The sequence below is a fragment of the Geosporobacter subterraneus DSM 17957 genome, from assembly GCF_900142145.1.
Lineage (GTDB): Bacteria > Bacillota > Clostridia > Peptostreptococcales > Thermotaleaceae > Geosporobacter > Geosporobacter subterraneus.
This window is the reverse complement of sequence record NZ_FQZV01000021.1, coordinates 18,625-38,023: the sequence shown is the minus strand read 5'-3', so window position 1 is coordinate 38,023 and position 19,399 is coordinate 18,625. Positions and strand designations below refer to the sequence as shown.

The following is a 19,399-nucleotide window of genomic DNA, read 5'->3' as shown; positions in this document are numbered from 1 at the left end:
ATTATACTACAATGGGCTACGCCTTGCTACAGAATTGATGTATTATACATAATACTTGAAATCATAAGACCACTCTATAATTTTATGGTAAGAAACAAATAATATGCTATACTATCTATTGAAAATGTTTGTTTAAGGAGGTAGAGCATGAAACGTTATACAAAAGTCGTCGAAATGATGGGGTATTATTTTACTAAGGAATTAGAAAAGAAAAAGCATCATAAGAATAAAATCCGCGAAATAAAAGAGGAGACTGTAGCAAAGTTCTTCTTAGAAGGGGACACTGAAATTCTAGTGTATTTTGATGAGAGTGGAAAGGAAATCTTGATCACGCAGGAGAGCGATCCCCAGGAAATAAAAAAATACTTAGGCGAGAAATTCTTAGAAAAATAAGCTGATCCCAAGATCAGCCTATTTTTTAAATCCAAAAAACAATTTTTCAAAATCGTTGCTGCTTTGGTCGGTCTTATACATATCTACATTGGTGATTTGCCAGCCTTCCTCGCTGTCTAAATGATTTTTCGAAAAAATTAATACTTCAACAGGTTCTGCCAGCTTTTCTCCGTTAATTTGCTGCTGATATAAGGCCACCACCCGAAGCTGGCCATAAAGGGTGTGGTCTTCTTCATTAAAGGCCATGCCCGTATCTTTTATTTCAGTGATTTTTACCTCTGAAGTAATTTTTTGTTTCTCTACCAGCTCTCTATTTTCATCATAGTTGTCAAAAATATAGGCCAGTCTAAAATTCACATCAAAAGCTAAGCCTAATCGGCTGGGTTCATAGCTGGAATAGTGAAAGCTCTGCCAGCTCTCAAATACCCATTTCAAGGTATCGGTCATATCCTTCTTCATTTCCTCAATATCTTCATCATGAGTATGATCTGCTATACTTTCAAGTACCTCTCCCGTATATCCGTTTAGCATATAGGTTTGGTTTACCTTTCCATCCTTGTCGGCTATAGTAATCTCCCAGATAGGTTCTTCCTCCGTAGGCTCATGCATTCCCTTTATTTCTATCTCTTTTCCAGCTTCCTTAAGGGCTTTAATTTCCGGCAAATTCATTACAGCCCCAATGGCTTCCTCTTTTGACAGCATCCCTTTTATATCGGTCTGCAGGGTTCCCTGATTTGGTTCTAACCTGTTGCTGCATCCCCCAATGGAGATACTCCATACTAAAATAAAAATTATCCACCAGCGCTGACTCATTTTTTTCTCCTTATTTATTAAGATTTTTTCTGCGAAATTATCTCCTTATCACATAAGAGCTAATATACACATGTCCCGGAAACACTTCGCAGGCTAATCTTTCAAAGAAACCTTCAATACCCTCTTCCAGACAACCGATTGATAAATGCTGCATAGCAATCCCAACATCAATACGATACAGGCAGCTGTCTTCAGAAATTTTTGGTGAAACACCGGACTTGGCATAAATATCAATGCGGCCTTCCCTGAATATGAACCGCCAGGGCTGAAGATTCACTGCGGAAGGCGCCACTCGGACCGCTTCCATGATAGACTTCCACTCCGGATGCTTCTCCATATATTCTACAACACTTCCATTCAAATCATTCCAAAATGCAAACTCTTCTATTTTTTTCCGTTTTGCAAATCCTGCAAAAGTACGAAGTCCTTCACCCCATATTCCTCTTTTTTCCTTTCCAAAGGCAACGAGCACTACAACTTTTTCATCCTTTTTTATTTCTACCACATTCTGAATCAATTTTCTATCAAAAAATCCTCCAATCCAGCAAGTACCAATTCCCAGTTCTGTCAGCTTCAAAACTGCTTCTTCAACAGCAAACCCTACGTTCTCATGATATCCTTCCTTCGTTTCGGAAATTACTGCAAGATAGTGAGGCGCCTTTATTTTTCCATAACTCCCTAGGAAGCCGCTCATAACTGCATGTATCTTTTCTCCATTTTCTACCAGTTCTATTCTCATAGGGATATGGTTATATAAAAGTCCTACTTTTTTTACAATCCTATCTACCTTCATCAGCATTTCTGCCGCTAAGGGCTCCTCCATATATTGGCGTACAGATTTTCTTTGAAAGCACTGTTTATACATTATAACTCCCCCTAATCCTATTCTCAATCCTTAGTTCTACAACAAAAGCCCAGATTCCTTTTTATAAGAAAAAAAGCCTCCACAGCACATCTGCAGAGACTCTTGATATTTTATAATCTTGTTACGTTAGCGGCTTGTGGTCCTCGGTCCCCTTTAATAATTTCAAATTGAACTCTTTGACCTTCTTCCAGGCTCTTAAAGCCTTCTCCTGTTATTGCTGTATAATGTACAAATACATCGGGTTCACCGGGCACTTCGATAAATCCAAACCCTTTTTCATTATTAAACCATTTTACAGTTCCTTCCTTCATTGCTTAAATGCCTCCTATACCTTTCAAAATAAATAGTAGTTAATAAGTTATACTTGATTCTAGTATAACCCAGTTCTCTAAATTTAAACCTATTCCTCAAAATGTTTCATAGTTTTTGAAGGAATTTAGAGTTTATTTTTCTTTCAAAATGAATTCCACAGCATCCTCAGTATCCTCAATGCAAATGTTCAAGTCACAAATATTTATTTCAAAATTCATAATGTGGGAATGCAAGTCTATATTCTTTAAAAAATGAATCGTAGCCTTTTTATTGTATGCCTTTTTGCAGTACCGTATCAATATCCCTCGTGCCTGAGGCAGTTGTATTCTTGAAATTCCTAAAGCCTCAAGGGAAATGAGCTTAAGATTGATACTTCTGTTGGATAGATCAATAAACAGATCGATATCTCCAGTTTCCTGATCCTCTCTTAGAACTCTAGCAGGATAATCGCTATGAATTTGTAAAGTTTGTTCCTTGTTGTTCACTAGTGTTTCTTCCTTCCATGATCATGATTTATCCATTATTGTAATCGTAAAAACAGGGCTTATTCGCCCTATTTTATACTACCGCATATTCTTTCAATTCGTGAGGCAGATTTGAAGGCTCGCAGTGGAGGGAGACAACAAAATCAACACTATGATTTTGGGAAAGCGTTTCGATCTGATCAATGATTTTAGATACATTATCAATGGAAACATCGGCAATTTTTAAAAGACCATCAATAAAAATGACCTCAATATCATGATCCTCTGCTATCACGCCGCATAAAAATCCCAGAAAACTCTTTTCATCGTTTACAGGATATTCATGCAGGCTGATAAAACGAATCGCATGCTTGAGGTCATACATATGGCGGTTGTCATCATCAAGGAACACTACATTGCCTTTTCCGTTGTTCACTAGCTGATTTGCCATGTCTATCATTTTTTTTGTCTTGCCGGTACCTTTTCCTCCGGTAATTAACTTAACCATTTTAATCTCCTCCTTTGGAATTGTTGAGCAATGTTTAATTTTTATTGAATTCAAAATATTCTTTCCTTACAATATTCGCCAACTTTTTTAAAACTCCTTCTCATTTCATAATATTCTATGAGGGAAAATTGCTCACCATTCCAAAGGATTTTAACACTCTCTCTGTTCTTTTAGGTATCTTCTCCTTAGCTGTCCACAGGCCGCATTAATATCGCTGCCCAGCTCCCTGCGGATCGTTGCCTCAATTCCTTTTTGCTTTAGAATTTGTTGAAATTTCTTTATTCCTTCTTTATTGGGCGCTGTATATTCCCTTTCACTGACCTTATTTAAGGGAATAAGGTTTACATGACAAATCAAGGATTTTAATAGCTCACCCAGTTCTCTGGCATGATGTTCCGTATCATTGACATTTTGGATCAGTGCATATTCAAAGGTTATTCTTTTATTAGTTTTTTCAATATAATACCGGCAGGCCTTTATAAGCTCTTGGAGCGGATACCGCTTATTTACAGGCATCATCTGACTTCTCAGCTCATCATTGGATGCATGAAGGGATATGGCTAAGGTAACCTGTGGCTTTTGATCGGCTAGCACCTTAATTTGAGGTACAAGACCGCAGGTCGAGATGGTAATATTTCTTAGGCTAATATTCAGTCCCTCCGGATGATTAATAATGTCTAAAAATTTCATTACTTCCTGGAAGTTATCAAAAGGTTCTCCACTTCCCATCAGTACGATATTCGAAATCCGGTCTCCCAAATCTTTTTGCACTATTAAAACCTGATCCAGTATTTCCCCGGCACTTAAATTCCGAATAACGCCTTCCAGGGTAGATGCACAAAAGCTGCAGCCCATTCTGCAGCCTACCTGGCAGGACACACAGAGGGTATTTCCATAATCATAACGCATCAGCACACATTCAATGATGTTTTTATCCTGCAATTCCATAAGATATTTTCTCGTGCCATCTACCGTTGAAACCAGCTTATCTGCTATATGCATCTGACCTAAATAAGCTTTTCCCTCAAGCTTCTGCCTTAAAGCCTTCGATAAATTCGTCATCTCGTCAAAGGACCGGACGCCTTTATGAATCCACTGAAAAACCTGTTTCGCACGATAGGCCGGCTCTCCAATTTCTTTGAAAAAAAGCTCTAATTCCTCTAGTGTACAGCTTTTCAATTCTTTATGCTGCATCATAAAAAAACTCCTTTGTCGGTTCATTAAGGAAAGCCCTAGTGGTATCCCTCTAAGGCTTTATTCATACTCTTCCTTCTTATCTTGAATTTCTTCATAGGTACTGTTTAATTCTGTTTTATGTATTGTCAAAATCCTTTCCAGCATTGTTTCCATACCTTCCCGAGAATCGGTAAAAGGAAAGGCAATCTCCCAAACAGGATTAAATTCTTCTTCTACTTCTACGATTGAACGGATTTCCTGACCAAAAACTTCTGTATCGTAGTAATCAAAAACTGCTTCATATTCCCAATCTTCCAAGTCTCTATCTGTAGTTAGGCGAAGATGTACTGTTCTTTCACCCTCCTGGTCTGTAAGATAGATGGAATCAATATACTGTCCGCCTTCCATGATCCTATAACTGCCGATTTCTTTTGTCAGATAACCTGTGTCCTGTTCCTTTTCCATTAGCATGACCACCATCGGTTCCATGTTATTTCCCCCTAATCAACATCAAAGTAGGAATCATATTCCTCTAAGACTCGTTCAAATTCATCGTCATCCTCAACAACTACATATTCTTCTTTGCCATCCACTTCTACAATCTTATAAACATAGGCGTCATCTTCTTCTCCTAATGGCGCTAATAAAGCATACTTGTTGTCTTCTAGATTGATGATCTCTACCAATTCAAAATCAACTTTCTGTCCATCTTCATCAAAAAAGCTTATTATCTGCTTATCTGTCATCTTTCTAATCCTCTTTCCCTACTGCCAAAGCAGTTTAATTTGATTTTTATTTACATTATTTCAAAATTACCGCAATTTTATAAGCCATTTATGAAATAACTATGGGTCTATCTCTATGGCTCAAAAGTACTGCTTGGTAATGTATGCTATTCTATTATACCCCATTTTTCGAGTTTTTGTGATAAATTTTACAATCACCCTTTTTGTTTCAATGATTCCTCGGACAAACTTTTCATTTTTGAATTCAAATAAACTCCGCTGATAATGATAGCTGCACTAAACAGCTTAAACATCGTTATTTTTTCATGAAGAATAAGTGCAGAGAGAATAATTGAAAAAACTGGAACCAGATTAATAAAGGCAGCTGTTTTACTGGCACCAATAGCCTTGATAGACATCTGCTGTACTAAATATCCAATCACCGATGCAAAGATTGACATATATAAAACAGCACTCCAACCCTTCCAAGTCACTTCAGGCAAGTAGACTAAAGGTCTTTCCAATAATACGAAAGGAAACAGCAGTATTAGGCATACTAAAAAACTGTAGGAAGTTAAAATCAAGGGTGAATAGCGATGCATTACCTTCCTGCTGATCACCGAGTATACGGCCCAGCATAATACAGCTAAAAGCATCAGAATATCTCCTTTATTGAAAGAGAAATCCGCTAATACAGTAAAATTACCATTGGTTATGGTAAGTACTACACCGGCTAAAGCAATCAAAACTGCTCCCAGTCGTTTCACGCCAAAGCTCTCATTAAGAAAGAAGGCCGCCAGTATGCTGGTAATCAGGGGATTTGTAGCACCAATCATGGAGGAATTTACTGCTGAAGTATATTGTAACGCAGAAAAGAAAAGCACATGATAACCGAACATGCCAATGAGTCCTAATAGAATGATTGGACCCCAGTCCTTTCCCTTTAGGCGCCACTCCTTTTTTTCATAGCCAATCATAATCACAAAAATTACAATAGTAGCAAAAAAAAATCTAAAAAAGGCCAGCGAAAAAGGAGGAAACTCTTTAACACCAATTTTTCCAGCGATAAAAGCTCCTGCCCAAAATATTGTGGACATTATCATCAACCCGTAAGTTTTTTTATGCTCTCCTTCCACATTGATCATCCCCTTTATCAGTTTACATATACTTACCCTGTGGTCAAAAGGTTTACAAAAAAAGTTCCTATTCCATAGGAACTTTAAGGACATTAAGATCTATAATTTGTAAATTGGAGTTCTACACCAAAATCTTTTAATTTTAACATCTGGATAACTTCCTGAAGAACATCCTTATCTTTTCCGGTAACCCTTACCTGATCATCCATGATCTGTGCCTGTACCTTTAGCTTAGAATTCTTTATAGCTGCCACGATCTCCTTACCCTTTTCCTTGGATATTCCTCTTTGTATTTTAATGATTTGTCTTGCCATACTGCCGCCAGCCGGTTCGATTTTTCCGTAATCCAGGGATTTAAGGGGAACATTTCGTTTGACAAGTTTCGTCTGCAGGATGTCCACAATGTTTTTAATACGAAAATCATCTTCAGCAGTTATTTTGATCTCTTCCTTATCCAGATCTATTGTTGCCTTGCTTCCCTTGAAATCATATCTTTGAGCCAATTCCTTTTTTGCTTGGTTTACTGCATTGTCTACTTCCTGAAAGTTTACTTCTGATACTACATCAAATGAACAACTGCTAGCCATAATTTACCTCCTTACAGTAAAGCTTTATCCTTCCTAGTGATTCAATTACTATTGTAATAAATATTTCCAGAAAAAACAATCCTTATCCAGTCTAACAAGCAAATAAAAAACTTTTACCAGCACTCCCCAAGATGTATTTTTATAAGCCTTATTTAAGGAATGCATGAAAACAGTTTTTGATGTCTTTGCATTCATCGGACTTATAAAGACTCCCTCTCGGAATGCTGATAAAAGTTTTTAGCCTTATATTCTATAAAAACCTAATCCTACTCTGCTAGAAAAAGGTCTGCAGATATTCATTCTCCAAGGCATCCATTCTCTCTCCCACAGCTTGGCTGTTCATCTCCGTTCTCAATTCTAAATATATCTTATCGCCTACCTGGGCTCCTGCAGGAATCATTTCAGCAGGTACCACCACTTTGTAATTCCGCTCTGTAAGAATGACCGCCGTATTATCTTGCATTTCTTGCAAAACAGCTAACATATTTTTATCTCCTTTCCGATGTCTTTGCTTTATTTTACCTCAGAAGATAAAAAACATGCAGGTTAAAGAATGAAACGCAAAAAAATAATCATCACTGGCATTATAAGCTGCATAGCTTTCAACAGCCTATAAACCAATAGCATTTCGAAACTCTTTTACAAAGGTTCTGCTGACAGGGATCTCATCCCTGCAGTTTTTCATCCGAACAACAAAAGTATTGTTAAACCATAGGCTTATTTCATCAATGTTTTCAAGATTTATGATAAATGCCCGGTGAGTCCTGAAAAACTTTTCTTTGGGCAGTTTAACCTCCAGTTCTTTCAGATTCAAATGGACAAAAAACCGGCCAAATTCTGTTATAATAACGCTCTGACGCCCCTCAACCGTTACATACAATATCTCTTGAAAATCAATAATTTTAATCTTCTCCTGATCCCATACGGCAATTTTATCCATGAGCTTTAAATTCACAAAACAATCCAACATTTTTTCCTGATTGTAATCATAGGAAGCCAGCTTGTGTGTGCAGCCTTTTCGAAGTCTTTGTATCGTTATGTCCAACCGTTCCTCACTAAAGGGTTTCAATATATAGTCCACTGCATTTGCTTCAAAGGCTTGAACCGCATATTCATCATAGCCCGTTGCAAATACAAAAAAAGAGGTTCTTTTCTCCGAAGAAAACGAAAAGCTGCAGCAACCCCATCCAGGTTTGCCATATGAATATCCAGAAAAACTGCATCGGGCTTCAGTGCTTCTACAAGACCCTCCAGATCCTCACCGTCATAGCCTTCTCCCACAACTTCTATATCCTCATACTTTTCCAGAAGAAATCGCAATTCCCGTAAGGCTGGAACTTCATCATCAATGATAACAACTCGCATTGTTTCTCCTCCCCTCTACAGTGCTGTTGGTATACGAATGGTTACTTTCGTACCTTTTTGAGGCTCACTTTCTATGATTAAGCCCGACCTTTCCCCGTAAATTCCCCTAAGTCTTTTGTCTACATTTCTCATGCCTATCCTTTGATGAGCAGCCGGATGATTGAGCACAGATTTAATCTTTTCAGCACTCATCCCTATACCATCATCGGTTATAGTAATGATCGTTTCTGATTTATCCTTTTTCGCATTTATAGTGATCGTACCGCCGGTTTTCTTTGGCAGTAGTCCGTGCTTTACTGCATTTTCTACAATCGGTTGAATGATTAAGGGCGGCAGCTGGCAGTTTATATGATCTTCTATGTGATAGATAACCTTCATCTTGTGACCAAAACGGGCTTCTTCAATGGCAAGATAGGATTGAATGTTTTTGATCTCGGAGTGAAAATCAATAAAATCCTCTACCTTCTGCAGATTATTGCGAAAATAATTTCCCAGATGGATTAATAGTTTTCTTGCAATATCTGCATCTGTTCTAGTATAAGAAACAATGGTATTTAATGCATTAAACAGAAAGTGAGGATTGACTTGCGCTTGCAAAGCCCTTAGCTCAGCCCTTTCTAAAAGCCTCTCCTTGTTTTCAGCCTCGCTTATTTCCAGTTGCGTTGAAAATAATTGTGCCAGTCCTAAAGCAAGCTGTATGTCCACCGAGTTTATACTATTCTCCCGGTCCTTATACAATAACAAGGTTCCTGCTACTTGATCATTCATTCTAAGAGGAACCGTAATGGCTGCCATCAATTCACAGGCTTCTCTTCGACACCCTATCTCTTCCCTGGTTTGCGATATGGTATATTCCCCTGTACTCAATACTTGCTTGGTACTTCTGTTCATAATCTTATCCTTAGGGCTGTGATGATCCACTCCAGTTCCTATATGGGCTAAAATCACTTCCCCCCTTGTCATCGCCACAGCTGAAACATGATTCACCATATGATAAATAATCTCCACTGCCTTTTGTGCATTGTCAAAATCCAAGCCATGTCTTAAGTAAGGGAGTGTCTTATTGGCAATATCAAGAGCCAGCTGGGCCGTGGAGGCTCCCACCTTATCCTGCTCATGAAAAATATTATCCAAAATAGATATGAAAATAGCTACACCAAAGGAATTTACAGCAATCATCGGAAATGCAATGATGGAAACCAGTTCTTTTGCGGCTTCAAAGGGCTTTGCCAATAGAAGGATCATTAGGAATAAAAAAATCTGACAGACCAATGCAACCACAAAAGCATAGGTTCCTTTATTTTTCATTTTTAGGAAGTGGGGATTCAGCATTCCACTCAAAGTTCCCGCCGCAATAGTTGTTAAAGCACTGGCAGGCGCAACATATCCCCCCATATACAGGCGGTAGAGGGCTACCACTAAACTGGTTCCGATACCGACTTCTGCTCCTCCAAGCAGCCCTCCGGCCACCACGCCGGTAATACTGCTGTTGGCAATGGCATTTTTAATAGGTATGCCGTAATAGGCCCCAATAATACCGAATATTGAAAAAATAATAGTCAAAAAAAACTTATCTTTTGAACTAAGACTATTTTTCAGCAGTATGTTTTTGAAGAGTTTGATTTTAGAAAGCAAAAAAGCAATGACCAAAATCATGGAAACCTTATTGGCTAGCTGTACGATAATATCCAATACCAATTTACTCACCCCTCTTCAATTTCCATTTTATCATATCTCTTTCATTGAAGATACGGGTAATCTAGCTCCTTGGCAAAATCAGGTTTTCCGTAAAAAAAAAGGATCAGACTTGATCCTTTTTCAGATATTATATTAACTGGTCCTCGAAAATGGTTATTGGATAGTCATCTCTTAACTGATTGGCATGCTCCACAACCTTTTTGTTTTGCATATTCTTTTCTAAGTAACTGATAATTTGACCCTTTACTTGCTCATAAGGGATCACCGATGCTTCCTTCTTATCTTCCACTTTGATTATATGATAGCCAAACTGTGTTTTTACCAGATCGCTAACCTGCCCTGACTCCAGTTCAAAAGCCGCATTTTCAAATTCCCGAACCATCTTCCCTCTTTCAAAATACCCCAGATCGCCTCCCTGCCCTCTTGATGGACATTCAGATAATTCAGCGGCCGCCTCTTCGAAGGATTTTCCACTCTTCAATTCTGCTAAGGCTTCCTTTGCACTCTCTTCATCATGGATCAATATATGTCTTGCCCGAACCGATTCTCCTTGCTGAAACTGATTTATATGGGATTCATAATATGCTCTGGCATCAGCCTCTTCTACAGTAACACTCTTCAATAACTGATTAATAGCATATTGCTTTAGCAGATTTTCTTTGAGTGCTTCTAATTCACTTTGATAGGCTGAGTCTTTATCTAATCCCTTATCCTTTGCATCAAGATATATCAATTCTTGCATAATCATTTCATTCAATAAGTACTTCTTTCCCTCAAATGTGTTAAATTGAGCGGCTTGCTCTCTAGGTGCATATTTTAAGGCAATATTTAAATCTTCCTGGGTAATCTTTTTTTCTCCTACTGTTGCTAAAACCTTGTTCTCCATTATAAATCTCCTTTAAAAAATATTTTTCCTTATCATACCATACTTTCCCTGGTAAGTCTATGTTGACGTATTTTTCTTCTCTGTATTCTCTTATAAGATGATCCGGATCTATTTTAGAAGAAAGTTTCTCTTTTGTAAAAACTCCTTCATATGGGGTCTTGTTTCATTCTGCATCTTTTCTGCCATTTGTTCCGTCCACGTATCCGACCGCTTTCCTTTCGTTCTGCGAGTATAATAGTCACTGATTATCTTGTCATAAGCTATGATCTTGTCTATATCCTCTGAATCCTCATATTTTTCCTCTTTATAAACCACAGCCATAGGCAGTCTTGGTTTTTGCTCCGGATCTTGATCTGGATAGCCTAATGCCATACCGAATACCGGATATACATAATTGGGCAGCATGAGCATCTCACTTACTTTCTCCGGATGATTCCGGATACCTCCTATATATACGCCGCCAAGCCCTAGGGATTCTGCAGCGATCATTGCATTTTGTGCTGCCAAAGCCGCATCCACTGTTGCCATAATGAAGGATTCAGTATATTCTCCAACCATGTCAGTTTGATGCATACGGCAGGCATGCTCTAACCGATGCAAGTCTGCACAGAAGACGAGAAAAACGGCACAACTCTCTATGTAAGGCTGTTCTCCACATAAAGCTGCCAATCTCTTTTTTGTTTCCGATTCCCGAATGCCAATGATGCTGTAGGCTTGAACAAATGTAGAGCTCGATGCCCACTGAGCTGCTTCAATGATCTCACTTAAACATTCCTTTGAAATATCCCTAGTAGTAAATTTGCGGATAGACCGGTGCGCCTTTAGTAGCTGAATAACTTCATTCATAATGTTCCCCCATTTTTTATTATAATTAGGCTTATTATACCCTAAATGCTGCTGATATGATAATAAAATTTGTATTAATTCAGCTTTTTTCTTTGTCTCTCCCAGATATCATTGTAAAAAGTCAGCATACAGCCTGCAGTTGTTCTTGCTGCTAAGGGCAGGGTACATTTTGCAGTCCGATAATATCTTAGCTCTGTATCGGGTATTTCCTTAAATTTTTTGTAAACCTTTAAGGCGACTCTAGCATTAAAGCGGATATATTCTTCAATTGTATGAAGCCGATAAGTCCCATGCTCCACTTTGAACTCGTTACAATATTGGTAGGTTCTTTTCACAAAATTCTCATATTGTCTATGGTTGTCCAACAGCCTTATATTTGCATGCTGTGGTATCGTCATATCCTGTATGATGTGCAAGGCTGCTCCTAAATAAAAAAAGGATTTTTCAGGTTCCTCTAAGCCCCAGAGGTCAAGAGCTTTTTGATAATACTCCTGTCCTAGCTTCATGGCATTCTGCGCACCGTACATTCCCTTTTTTTTATGAGGATTGTAGAAATGCCCGCTGCTTTTAAAGTCCTGATCTGCCCAAACCGCCCCATCATTCATTGGCATAATGAATTTCCCCAAAAAATCATAGGCATTGGTGTAATGATCATTTCTTAATATTTTCAAGGCCTGAATATTGAGAAACTTATGAACCTTGCATTGGGTTTTTATAACAGCTTTCTTAAAGGGATTTAAGATCAGGAAGGATGCCCTTAAAAGGTTCCCATAGGTTGACTCAAGTACGTTCATATGCTCACCTCATCTATGCTTATTTTAAATTAGTATTTGTCATTTTTATAAGAATAGACAAAAAACTTCTAGGGTCTCCTAGAAGTTTAAGGTTTTCAGTTATGGCTTTCTTATTTTGTAATATCTACCTTCAATGCATTGTTAAAACGGTTAAAATAGTTGAACACGCCTATGACGCATGCAATTTCGATAATTTCACCTTCATCAAAGTGTTCCTTGAGACGATTCCAAAGGGCTTCGTCTACATTATTAGAATCTGCCGTCATTCGCTCTGCAAATTCTAAAGCCACCTTTTCTCTCTCCGTAAATAATTCCGGATTATCTTCCTTATCTGCCATCGCATAAATGGCTTCTTCTGACACCCCGAACTGTTTTGCCAAAACAGTATGAGATGCCAGTCAGTATTCACATTGATTCATTTGAGATACCCGAACACCCACCATTTCCTTTAAACGAATATCTACTGTTCCTGTATTCAAGATTGTAGAAAAGTGCTTATAAGCTGTTTTCAAAAGTTCCGGCCGATGGGCTAATGTTCTAAACATATTAGGGATATTGCCCCGCTGTCGTAAAAAAGCTTCAAATATCTGCTGACTCTCCTGATCTACCTCTTGTGGTGTCAGCGGCTTTATTCTTGCCATGAATATTCCTCCTTTATTAATTAAATATTATTTACGTCTATGCTAAACTGCTTGCTAAAGATGCCATTGGGTTTACGATACAACCAAAATGTCATATAATAAAGGGTGTCCATGACGAAACTAGGAGGTTCTTATGCTTCATATAAAACAGCTATTGATATTCCTTTTGTTGACCTTCACCCTATTATTTTGTATCATTCAGTGGAAAATTATCGTCACACCTTATCAGGTAAAACCGGTGCCGTCAGACGCAATCATTGTGCTAGGCGCCCATCTTTGGGGAGATCAGCCCAGTCCTCTGCTCCAGTATCGTCTGGATCAGGCTATGGAGCTTTACCATACGGGTTATGGAAAAAAAATCATTGTCAGTGGAGCCCAAGGGGATGATGAAGTCACTACAGAAGCCAAAGCAATGGCCGCCTACCTTACCCGACAGGGAATACCCACAGAAGATATACTCCTTGAGGAAAATTCCTACAATACCTTTCAAAATCTGAAGTATAGCAAAGAAATCATGGAAAAAGCAGGCCTTCGTCATGCTATCGTTGTCACAAACACCTTCCATTTGCACCGGGCCCTTCGTATAGGGAAATACTTAGACATCGAAATCAGCGGCAGCGCTGCAAAAATGCATCCCTATATCAGCACTAAGATCAAGTACCATGTACGGGAGTTCTTCAGTGTTTTAAAATTTTTACTATTACGACGCTAATTTCAATAAAAATGGGTGCCCTTGCAGCACCCTTTAAATTTTTTTCCCTTTCTCCGCAAGAAAATTTTTCAATTTCTCTACCGATGTATTCATTACCAGTTCTTCCGGCATATCGATTTTGCGAAACATCTCCAATACGGTGTCAAATTTGCCTACATCATAGCTTATATGCGCATCACTTCCTACTACGACTCTGCAGCCCAACTCCTTTGCTTTTAATGCAATTGCTGTGCAGTTGTCTTTGCTGCCCTCCCTCACATGAAAAGAACTGTTATTCACTTCAATCAGCACATTCTTTTCTTTTGCAGCACGAACCAGATGATCCACATCGATTGGATAACGGGGATTTCCCGGATGTCCGATAATATGAATATATTTGTTTGACATTGCTCCAATTAGAGCCCTTGTATTTGCTTCTCTGGTTCCCGGTTCTATACAAGCGTCGTGGAGACTTGCAATTACGAGATCCAACCTTTCCAGTATATCATCCTCCAGGTCTATATTTCCTTCTTCATCAAGGATATTGACCTCCGCACCTCTCAAAATCTCTACCCCGTTAATGACTCGGGGAATCACCTTAAGATTCCAAAAATGATAGATATGGCAGGTTCCGGGAAGCTTAGGAGCATGGTCTGTAAGTGCCATTAGCTGCAAACCTTTATTTTTAGCTGCTTCTGCCATTTCCTGAATGGTGCTGTAGGCGTGACCGCTGGTTATACTATGGGTATGGGTATCTAATACAAATTTCAAGCCAAACTCCCCCATTCCTTTATTTTAACAGTCTATTTTCCAATGCTTCCCTTAAATCTTCATATCCAGGCTTACCTAATAATGCGAACATATTTTTTTTATACTCTTCCACTCCCGGTTGGTCAAAAGGATTTACTCCCAGCAGGTATCCGCTGATTCCGCAGGCTTTCTCGAAGAAGTAAACTAACCTTCCGAAGTTATAGGCATCTGCCTCCGGAATACGGATAATCAAATTTGGAACCTGTCCGTCGGTGTGGGCCAGCAGGGTACCTTCAAAGGCTTTCCGGTTGACAAAGTCCATCGTTTTTCCGCTGATAAAGTTAAGTCCGTCCAGATTGTCCGGATCTTCTAAAATGCTAATCTCTTCCTTTGACTTTTCAACCCAGATCACAGTCTCGAAAATATTTCTTGTCCCGTCCTGTAAAAACTGTCCCATGGAATGTAAATCTGTAGAAAACTCAACAGAAGCTGGGAAAATTCCTTTCCAATCCTTGCCTTCACTTTCTCCGTAAAGCTGCTTCCACCATTCCGCAAAAAAACGAAGGGCTGGTTCATAGGCAGCCAGTACTTCTATGGCCTTTCCTTTTCTGTAAAGAATACTTCTAACAGCAGCATATTGATAGCAGGGATTCTCCATAAGTTCTTCCTTTTTGTACTCCTGGCAGGCATCCTGTGCACCTTTCATGATACTTCTGATATCAATGCCCGCAGCAGCTATTGGCAAGAGTCCTACAGGGGTTAAAACAGAGTATCTGCCTCCCACATCATCAGGAATAATAAAGGTTTCATATCCCTTATCCTCTGCAAGCTTTCTTAAGGCCCCTTTGCTTTTATCTGTAATGGCATAGATTCTCTTGCTAGCCTCTTCACCGTACTTTTCCTCCATAAAGGCTCTTAGCAATCGAAAGGCAATAGCAGGTTCTGTAGTTGTTCCCGATTTTGATATGACCACCAGGCTAACTTCCTTGTCCTTGATCAAATCTAATAATTGTCGATGATATGTACCGCTGATATTTTGGCCTGCAAAGAAAATTTGCGGTGCTTGCCTTTGGTCCCCAGGCAGAAGATTATAAAAAGAGTGGGCCAGCATTTCGATTGCAGCTCTTGCACCAAGATACGATCCTCCAATTCCTATTACGATTAGGACTTGTGAATCTTTTTTGATTTTTTCTGCAACCCTTACTACCCGTTCAAATTCCTCTTTATCATAATTCAGCGGGTAATCCACCCAACCCACATAATCATTGCCTGCCCCTTTTTTCTCATGGAGCAGCCGATGCATCTGCGCCACAGGCTCCTTTAAGTAATCCAGCTCATGGGTTCCGATTTGTGATTTCGAATAATCTAATACAATCCTATTCATCCTATCCCTCCTATATAATTTCTCACAGTATTTCCCTTTGCATGTGACCCCTACTGGTGTACGCCTAAAAATGCAGCCCCAATAATTCCCGCTTCATTTCCCAGCTGGGCTAATGTAATGTCCCCATAGTCAACACTTTTACAAAAGGTTAGCTTTTTTACCGCTTCTCTCAGCGGTATCAAAAGAGCATCCCCAGCCTTCGATACTCCGCCGCCGATTGTAATACAGTCTGGATCCAGCATATTATGGATATTCGCAATACCGATAGCCAGATATTTAATCGTTCGGTCTACGACCTCTATAGCCAGCCGATCTCCCTTTTGTGCACAGTCAAAAATCGCTTTGGCCGTGATATTTTCGATATTCCCCTCTACCATATCTAAAAGCTCTCTGCCCTGAGCACCCTCTCGTAAACGCTTCTGTGCATAGCGGATCATGGCCGTAGCAGAAGCAAAGGTCTCCAAACAACCATTTCTTCCACAGTTGCACGCATAGAAGTTTTCACCAACGATCGTATGCCCGATTTCCGAGCCAGCCCCATGGCTTCCGCTATAAGCCTTGTGATTGATAATAATTCCGCCGCCTACTCCAGTACCAAGGGTTAAAAAAACAGAGTTGGCTAATCCCTTTGTAGATCCGGATACACTTTCAGCCAATGCGGCTACAGTCGCATCATTCTCGACAAAAACCGGTTTGTTAAAATGATCCCGGAGCATCTTTCCTATCGGTACATCATACCAGGATAAATTGGTACAGTAGATAACCTTCCCCGTTTGTTGTTCTGCAATCCCTGGAATTCCGATTCCTATAGAATGGATCTCACTTACAGATCTATTTATCTGCATCATGCCTTCCTCGATTTGTTCAATAATATCCTGAACGATGGATTGATATGGCCTGCTGGGAATTGTGGCTCTACTATTTTGAAACAGGATATGTCCTTCCTGATTGACAATACCAACTTTAATGTTGGTACCGCCTAAATCCACACCGATCAACATTCCTAACCCCCCTTAATATGTAAATGATCATCACTATTATAGCACATCACCATAAAGCGATAAAGAATTCATTGTTAATTAGACCATATGTAAAGGAGCAGATGTTTACTGCTCCTTAATAGTTTTTATTACTAGTAACCCTTTTCCAGATCTACCACATTTAACAAAGGAGCTCCCTTCTGAAAACGGGATAGATTTTCATATATGATCATAAATCTTCGCTCGTTTCGCATTTCTGAAACCCATGAATTATGGGGTGTAATCATTACGTTACCTAAATCCCATAAAGGATTTTCCGGCGGCAGCGGTTCTTCTTCAAATACGTCTAAGGCCGCTGCTCGAATTTTTCCTCTTTCCAATGCCCTTATCAAAGCCTCTTGTTCTACAATACTGCCCCTAGACACGTTAATAAAATAAACCCCTTCTCTCATAGCCTCAATCCGTTTCTGATTGATCAGATGGTGAGTACCCCCAGTATAGGGTATCGTCAATACTACAATATCACATTTTGCTAACATTTCATCCAATTCTTCTATGGGATAGCAGCGCTGAAAATACGCTGTTTGGGTCCCCTTGGTATTGACACCCAGCAATGTGGCGTCAAAGCCCTGCAGCCGCTTTGCAGCCTCATGAGCAATGGTTCCCGTACCGACAAAGCCAATGGTCTTCCCATAAAGCTCCAGAATATTGGTATCAATCCTCCACAGCTTGTTTTGCTGTTGCAGATACAGCCCTCTGCTGTTTTTTAACATCTCCAGTATTTTCATGACAATCCACTCGCCTATAGGGATGCTATATCCCCCACGGTTATTGGACAGAATAATCCCACTATCCTGAATATATTCCAAAGGCACCTGATCGATTCCAATGCTGGAAAGCTGAATAAGCTTTAATTGCTTCATTTGACGCAAATCTAGCCGTGAAAAAGGGTTGTAGCACACCAGGACGTCAGCATCTTCTGTAGTTTTGTTTACCTCAATCTCATTCTCGTGGACATAAAGAATCTCATACCCTAACTGTCGAATACGATTCATTTTTTCCTGACCATAATCATAGGTAAATAGTACCTTCACAGGGATCCTCCTCTCACAAACCTAAGTGTATATCTATAGTTTTATAAGGGTGAATTTTTTTGTTGCTGACCTCTTCTCCGATTTCTTTGAATAATCGCTTTTACGGGTATTACCTTACCTCCAATGATATCTACAGGTACTACTTCGATATTCAGCTGCTTCATCATTTTATAAAGGACAAACTTTTCTCTGTCCCTTACAATATTCATTACGCTGCCCTCTCGATGCATTCTCCCGGTTCTTCCGGCCCGATGGAGATAATCCACTTTATTTAAGGGCAGATCCATATTGAAAATATGGGTAACATTTTGAAAATCCATACCCCTTGTAAATAGGTCTGTCGTTACCAGTATTTTTAACTTTCCGTTATTAAAGGTACTGAGCAAGTGCTGCCGGTCCTGATTCTTCGTTCTTGTCTGAATACCGCCTACAGAAAATCCCATTGATTTCAACTCTTTTACAAAGCGATCTACATTCTCATTCTTATTGATAAAAACCAAAGATTTCTGGGGTTTTAAAACCTGCAGCAATTCCTCTAGGGTTTCCATCTTCGTAGGAGATTTGCTGATAATATATTGATGTTCAATTTCTGCTGGAACCGGCTTTGCATGGTCTAAATGGATAAACTCCGGTTCCTGCATGAGCTGCAGCAGGATTTCTTTTGCTTCTTCTGATAAGGTAGCAGAGAAGCTCAGCAATTGTCTATCCTTTAGTGTTGTTTTTACAATAGCCATTACCTTTTCCCGCAAACCCTGCTCTAATATCTGATCCACTTCATCAAAGGCAATACCGCGTACCCCATGCATTTTAATCTTATTCAGTCCGATGATATGCATCAGTCTTCCTGGAGTCGCTATGATGAGCTGGGGTTTTTGCTTTAGCTTATCCAACTGTCTATTGATATCCATCCCTTCTAAAATGGTATCTACTAGGATTTCTGTACCCTGTATAATTCGTTTAGCCTCCCTTTGGATTTGAAGACTAAGCTCTCGACTAGGCGCTAATACTAACATTTGCAGTTCCCTTTTTTGCGGATCAATCTTATGTATCATGGGAAGCAAATAAGCAAAGGTTTTTCCCGTTCCGGTTTTCGCTTTTCCAACTACGTCTTTTCCCTGCATAATTAAAGGAATGGCTTCATTCTGGATTTCTGTCGGCTTGCAGATGCCTTCCTTCGATAGATTATCTAATATAAAAGAATTCAATTGAAATGATTCAAAATTATTTTTCACGTCAAACTACTCCTTTTTCATTAATGGGTATAGTATACCCCATAAAAGATGATCCCATT

26 protein-coding genes are annotated in these 19,399 nt (G+C 39.3%); 2 read left to right on the top strand and 24 right to left on the bottom strand.

The genetic code is table 11. From position 1 onward, the window contains the following. Nucleotides 1-147 precede the first annotated feature (147 nt). Nucleotides 148-393 carry a hypothetical protein gene (locus tag BUB56_RS09110; protein ID WP_110941005.1) on the top strand — a complete coding sequence of 82 codons (246 nt, stop codon included), beginning with the start codon at nt 148-150 and terminating at the stop codon, nt 391-393. A gap of 18 nt (nt 394-411) precedes the next feature. Here BUB56_RS09110 and BUB56_RS09105 read toward each other — a convergent pair whose 3' ends face one another. From BUB56_RS09105 to BUB56_RS09015, 19 genes are all read right to left on the bottom strand, one after another. Beyond that, nucleotides 412-1,206 (bottom strand): PepSY domain-containing protein, encoded by a 795-nt coding sequence (locus tag BUB56_RS09105; RefSeq protein WP_110941004.1) that lies wholly within the window; start codon nt 1,204-1,206, stop codon nt 412-414. A gap of 37 nt (nt 1,207-1,243) precedes the next feature. Then, nucleotides 1,244-2,071 (bottom strand): nitroreductase family protein, encoded by an 828-nt coding sequence (locus tag BUB56_RS09100; RefSeq protein WP_110941003.1) that lies wholly within the window; start codon nt 2,069-2,071, stop codon nt 1,244-1,246. Between the two features lie 110 nt (nt 2,072-2,181). Beyond that, a complete protein-coding gene (locus BUB56_RS09095) occupies nt 2,182-2,382 on the bottom strand; it encodes a cold-shock protein (protein WP_110941002.1) in 201 nt (66 codons plus the stop codon). Between the two features lie 132 nt (nt 2,383-2,514). Beyond that, entirely contained in the window at nt 2,515-2,868 is a 354-nt protein-coding gene (locus BUB56_RS09090) for a hypothetical protein (protein ID WP_110941001.1), read from the bottom strand. A 73-nt stretch (nt 2,869-2,941) separates the two neighbouring features. Then, nucleotides 2,942-3,355 carry a hypothetical protein gene (locus BUB56_RS09085; RefSeq protein ID WP_110941000.1) on the bottom strand — a complete coding sequence of 138 codons (414 nt, stop codon included), beginning with the start codon at nt 3,353-3,355 and terminating at the stop codon, nt 2,942-2,944. 150 nt (nt 3,356-3,505) lie between these two features. Beyond that, complete coding sequence (gene rlmN / locus BUB56_RS09080; protein ID WP_110941035.1) at nt 3,506-4,549, bottom strand: dual-specificity RNA methyltransferase RlmN; 1,044 nt, start codon at nt 4,547-4,549, stop codon at nt 3,506-3,508. Nucleotides 4,550-4,609: 60 nt separating this feature from the next. Beyond that, nucleotides 4,610-5,020, bottom strand: coding sequence for a DUF6762 family protein (locus BUB56_RS09075; RefSeq protein ID WP_110940999.1), 411 nt, complete (start codon nt 5,018-5,020; stop codon nt 4,610-4,612). An 11-nt stretch (nt 5,021-5,031) separates the two neighbouring features. Then, complete coding sequence (locus BUB56_RS09070) at nt 5,032-5,277, bottom strand: DUF1292 domain-containing protein (RefSeq protein ID WP_110940998.1); 246 nt, start codon at nt 5,275-5,277, stop codon at nt 5,032-5,034. A gap of 194 nt (nt 5,278-5,471) precedes the next feature. Next, nucleotides 5,472-6,359: a DMT family transporter gene (locus tag BUB56_RS09065; RefSeq protein WP_110941034.1), complete on the bottom strand. Its 888-nt coding sequence runs from the start codon at nt 6,357-6,359 to the stop codon at nt 5,472-5,474. 125 nt (nt 6,360-6,484) lie between these two features. After that, nucleotides 6,485-6,979, bottom strand: coding sequence for a YajQ family cyclic di-GMP-binding protein (locus BUB56_RS09060; RefSeq protein ID WP_110940997.1), 495 nt, complete (start codon nt 6,977-6,979; stop codon nt 6,485-6,487). A 274-nt stretch (nt 6,980-7,253) separates the two neighbouring features. Then, nucleotides 7,254-7,463 (bottom strand): hypothetical protein, encoded by a 210-nt coding sequence (locus tag BUB56_RS09055; RefSeq protein WP_110940996.1) that lies wholly within the window; start codon nt 7,461-7,463, stop codon nt 7,254-7,256. A gap of 126 nt (nt 7,464-7,589) precedes the next feature. Then, entirely contained in the window at nt 7,590-8,060 is a 471-nt protein-coding gene (locus BUB56_RS09050) for a LytR/AlgR family response regulator transcription factor (protein WP_190014352.1), read from the bottom strand. Beyond that, complete coding sequence (locus BUB56_RS09045) at nt 8,045-8,344, bottom strand: LytR/AlgR family response regulator transcription factor (protein ID WP_110940994.1); 300 nt, start codon at nt 8,342-8,344, stop codon at nt 8,045-8,047. Before BUB56_RS09045 ends, BUB56_RS09050 begins: the two co-directional genes overlap by 16 nt. Before the next feature lie 15 nt (nt 8,345-8,359). Further along, nucleotides 8,360-10,042: a LytS/YhcK type 5TM receptor domain-containing protein gene (locus BUB56_RS09040; RefSeq protein WP_110940993.1), complete on the bottom strand. Its 1,683-nt coding sequence runs from the start codon at nt 10,040-10,042 to the stop codon at nt 8,360-8,362. Between the two features lie 127 nt (nt 10,043-10,169). Further along, complete coding sequence (locus BUB56_RS09035; RefSeq protein WP_110940992.1) at nt 10,170-10,928, bottom strand: peptidylprolyl isomerase; 759 nt, start codon at nt 10,926-10,928, stop codon at nt 10,170-10,172. A gap of 108 nt (nt 10,929-11,036) precedes the next feature. Further along, the gene (gene nfsA, locus BUB56_RS09030; RefSeq protein ID WP_110940991.1) at nt 11,037-11,774 is read right to left on the bottom strand and encodes an oxygen-insensitive NADPH nitroreductase; all 738 of its coding nucleotides are present in this window, start codon (nt 11,772-11,774) and stop codon (nt 11,037-11,039) included. Nucleotides 11,775-11,848: 74 nt separating this feature from the next. After that, complete coding sequence (locus tag BUB56_RS09025) at nt 11,849-12,568, bottom strand: zinc dependent phospholipase C family protein (protein ID WP_110940990.1); 720 nt, start codon at nt 12,566-12,568, stop codon at nt 11,849-11,851. Between the two features lie 110 nt (nt 12,569-12,678). Then, nucleotides 12,679-12,906 (bottom strand): carboxymuconolactone decarboxylase family protein, encoded by a 228-nt coding sequence (locus tag BUB56_RS09020; protein WP_110940989.1) that lies wholly within the window; start codon nt 12,904-12,906, stop codon nt 12,679-12,681. A 60-nt stretch (nt 12,907-12,966) separates the two neighbouring features. Next, nucleotides 12,967-13,209 (bottom strand): carboxymuconolactone decarboxylase family protein, encoded by a 243-nt coding sequence (locus BUB56_RS09015; protein WP_110940988.1) that lies wholly within the window; start codon nt 13,207-13,209, stop codon nt 12,967-12,969. A 133-nt stretch (nt 13,210-13,342) separates the two neighbouring features. On the opposite strand from BUB56_RS09015, the gene BUB56_RS09010 reads away from it, so the two are divergent. Then, nucleotides 13,343-13,921 carry a YdcF family protein gene (locus BUB56_RS09010; protein WP_110940987.1) on the top strand — a complete coding sequence of 193 codons (579 nt, stop codon included), beginning with the start codon at nt 13,343-13,345 and terminating at the stop codon, nt 13,919-13,921. Nucleotides 13,922-13,954: 33 nt separating this feature from the next. On the opposite strand, the gene BUB56_RS09005 is transcribed toward BUB56_RS09010, so the two are convergent. The 5 genes from BUB56_RS09005 to BUB56_RS08985 form a co-directional block, all read right to left on the bottom strand. Next, nucleotides 13,955-14,671 (bottom strand): phosphatase, encoded by a 717-nt coding sequence (locus BUB56_RS09005; protein WP_110940986.1) that lies wholly within the window; start codon nt 14,669-14,671, stop codon nt 13,955-13,957. Nucleotides 14,672-14,690: 19 nt separating this feature from the next. Then, nucleotides 14,691-16,034, bottom strand: coding sequence for a glucose-6-phosphate isomerase (locus BUB56_RS09000; RefSeq protein ID WP_110940985.1), 1,344 nt, complete (start codon nt 16,032-16,034; stop codon nt 14,691-14,693). 50 nt (nt 16,035-16,084) lie between these two features. Continuing rightward, entirely contained in the window at nt 16,085-17,035 is a 951-nt protein-coding gene (locus BUB56_RS08995; protein WP_110940984.1) for an ROK family protein, read from the bottom strand. Nucleotides 17,036-17,166: 131 nt separating this feature from the next. Further along, nucleotides 17,167-18,108 carry a phosphoglycerate dehydrogenase gene (locus BUB56_RS08990; RefSeq protein WP_330392595.1) on the bottom strand — a complete coding sequence of 314 codons (942 nt, stop codon included), beginning with the start codon at nt 18,106-18,108 and terminating at the stop codon, nt 17,167-17,169. 41 nt (nt 18,109-18,149) lie between these two features. Next, nucleotides 18,150-19,340, bottom strand: a complete 1,191-nt coding sequence (locus BUB56_RS08985; protein ID WP_110940982.1) for a DEAD/DEAH box helicase — start codon at nt 19,338-19,340, stop codon at nt 18,150-18,152. Nucleotides 19,341-19,399 lie beyond the last annotated feature (59 nt).

Excerpts from the sequence above, each read along its gene's own strand:
- BUB56_RS09110 (WP_110941005.1), top strand. The coding sequence starts at position 148 with ATGAAACGTTATACAAAAGTCGTCGAAATGATGGGGTATTATTTTACT.
- BUB56_RS09105 (WP_110941004.1), bottom strand. The coding sequence starts at position 1,206 with ATGAGTCAGCGCTGGTGGATAATTTTTATTTTAGTATGGAGTATCTCC.
- BUB56_RS09100 (WP_110941003.1), bottom strand. The coding sequence starts at position 2,071 with ATGTATAAACAGTGCTTTCAAAGAAAATCTGTACGCCAATATATGGAG.
- BUB56_RS09095 (WP_110941002.1), bottom strand. The coding sequence starts at position 2,382 with ATGAAGGAAGGAACTGTAAAATGGTTTAATAATGAAAAAGGGTTTGGA.
- BUB56_RS09085 (WP_110941000.1), bottom strand. The coding sequence starts at position 3,355 with ATGGTTAAGTTAATTACCGGAGGAAAAGGTACCGGCAAGACAAAAAAA.
- rlmN (WP_110941035.1), bottom strand. The coding sequence starts at position 4,549 with ATGCAGCATAAAGAATTGAAAAGCTGTACACTAGAGGAATTAGAGCTT.
- BUB56_RS09075 (WP_110940999.1), bottom strand. The coding sequence starts at position 5,020 with ATGGAACCGATGGTGGTCATGCTAATGGAAAAGGAACAGGACACAGGT.
- BUB56_RS09070 (WP_110940998.1), bottom strand. The coding sequence starts at position 5,277 with ATGACAGATAAGCAGATAATAAGCTTTTTTGATGAAGATGGACAGAAA.
- BUB56_RS09065 (WP_110941034.1), bottom strand. The coding sequence starts at position 6,359 with ATGATAATGTCCACAATATTTTGGGCAGGAGCTTTTATCGCTGGAAAA.
- BUB56_RS09060 (WP_110940997.1), bottom strand. The coding sequence starts at position 6,979 with ATGGCTAGCAGTTGTTCATTTGATGTAGTATCAGAAGTAAACTTTCAG.
- BUB56_RS09055 (WP_110940996.1), bottom strand. The coding sequence starts at position 7,463 with ATGTTAGCTGTTTTGCAAGAAATGCAAGATAATACGGCGGTCATTCTT.
- BUB56_RS09045 (WP_110940994.1), bottom strand. The coding sequence starts at position 8,344 with ATGCGAGTTGTTATCATTGATGATGAAGTTCCAGCCTTACGGGAATTG.
- BUB56_RS09035 (WP_110940992.1), bottom strand. The coding sequence starts at position 10,928 with ATGGAGAACAAGGTTTTAGCAACAGTAGGAGAAAAAAAGATTACCCAG.
- nfsA (WP_110940991.1), bottom strand. The coding sequence starts at position 11,774 with ATGAATGAAGTTATTCAGCTACTAAAGGCGCACCGGTCTATCCGCAAA.
- BUB56_RS09025 (WP_110940990.1), bottom strand. The coding sequence starts at position 12,568 with ATGAACGTACTTGAGTCAACCTATGGGAACCTTTTAAGGGCATCCTTC.
- BUB56_RS09020 (WP_110940989.1), bottom strand. The coding sequence starts at position 12,906 with ATGGCAGATAAGGAAGATAATCCGGAATTATTTACGGAGAGAGAAAAG.
- BUB56_RS09015 (WP_110940988.1), bottom strand. The coding sequence starts at position 13,209 with ATGGCAAGAATAAAGCCGCTGACACCACAAGAGGTAGATCAGGAGAGT.
- BUB56_RS09010 (WP_110940987.1), top strand. The coding sequence starts at position 13,343 with ATGCTTCATATAAAACAGCTATTGATATTCCTTTTGTTGACCTTCACC.
- BUB56_RS09000 (WP_110940985.1), bottom strand. The coding sequence starts at position 16,034 with ATGAATAGGATTGTATTAGATTATTCGAAATCACAAATCGGAACCCAT.
- BUB56_RS08995 (WP_110940984.1), bottom strand. The coding sequence starts at position 17,035 with ATGTTGATCGGTGTGGATTTAGGCGGTACCAACATTAAAGTTGGTATT.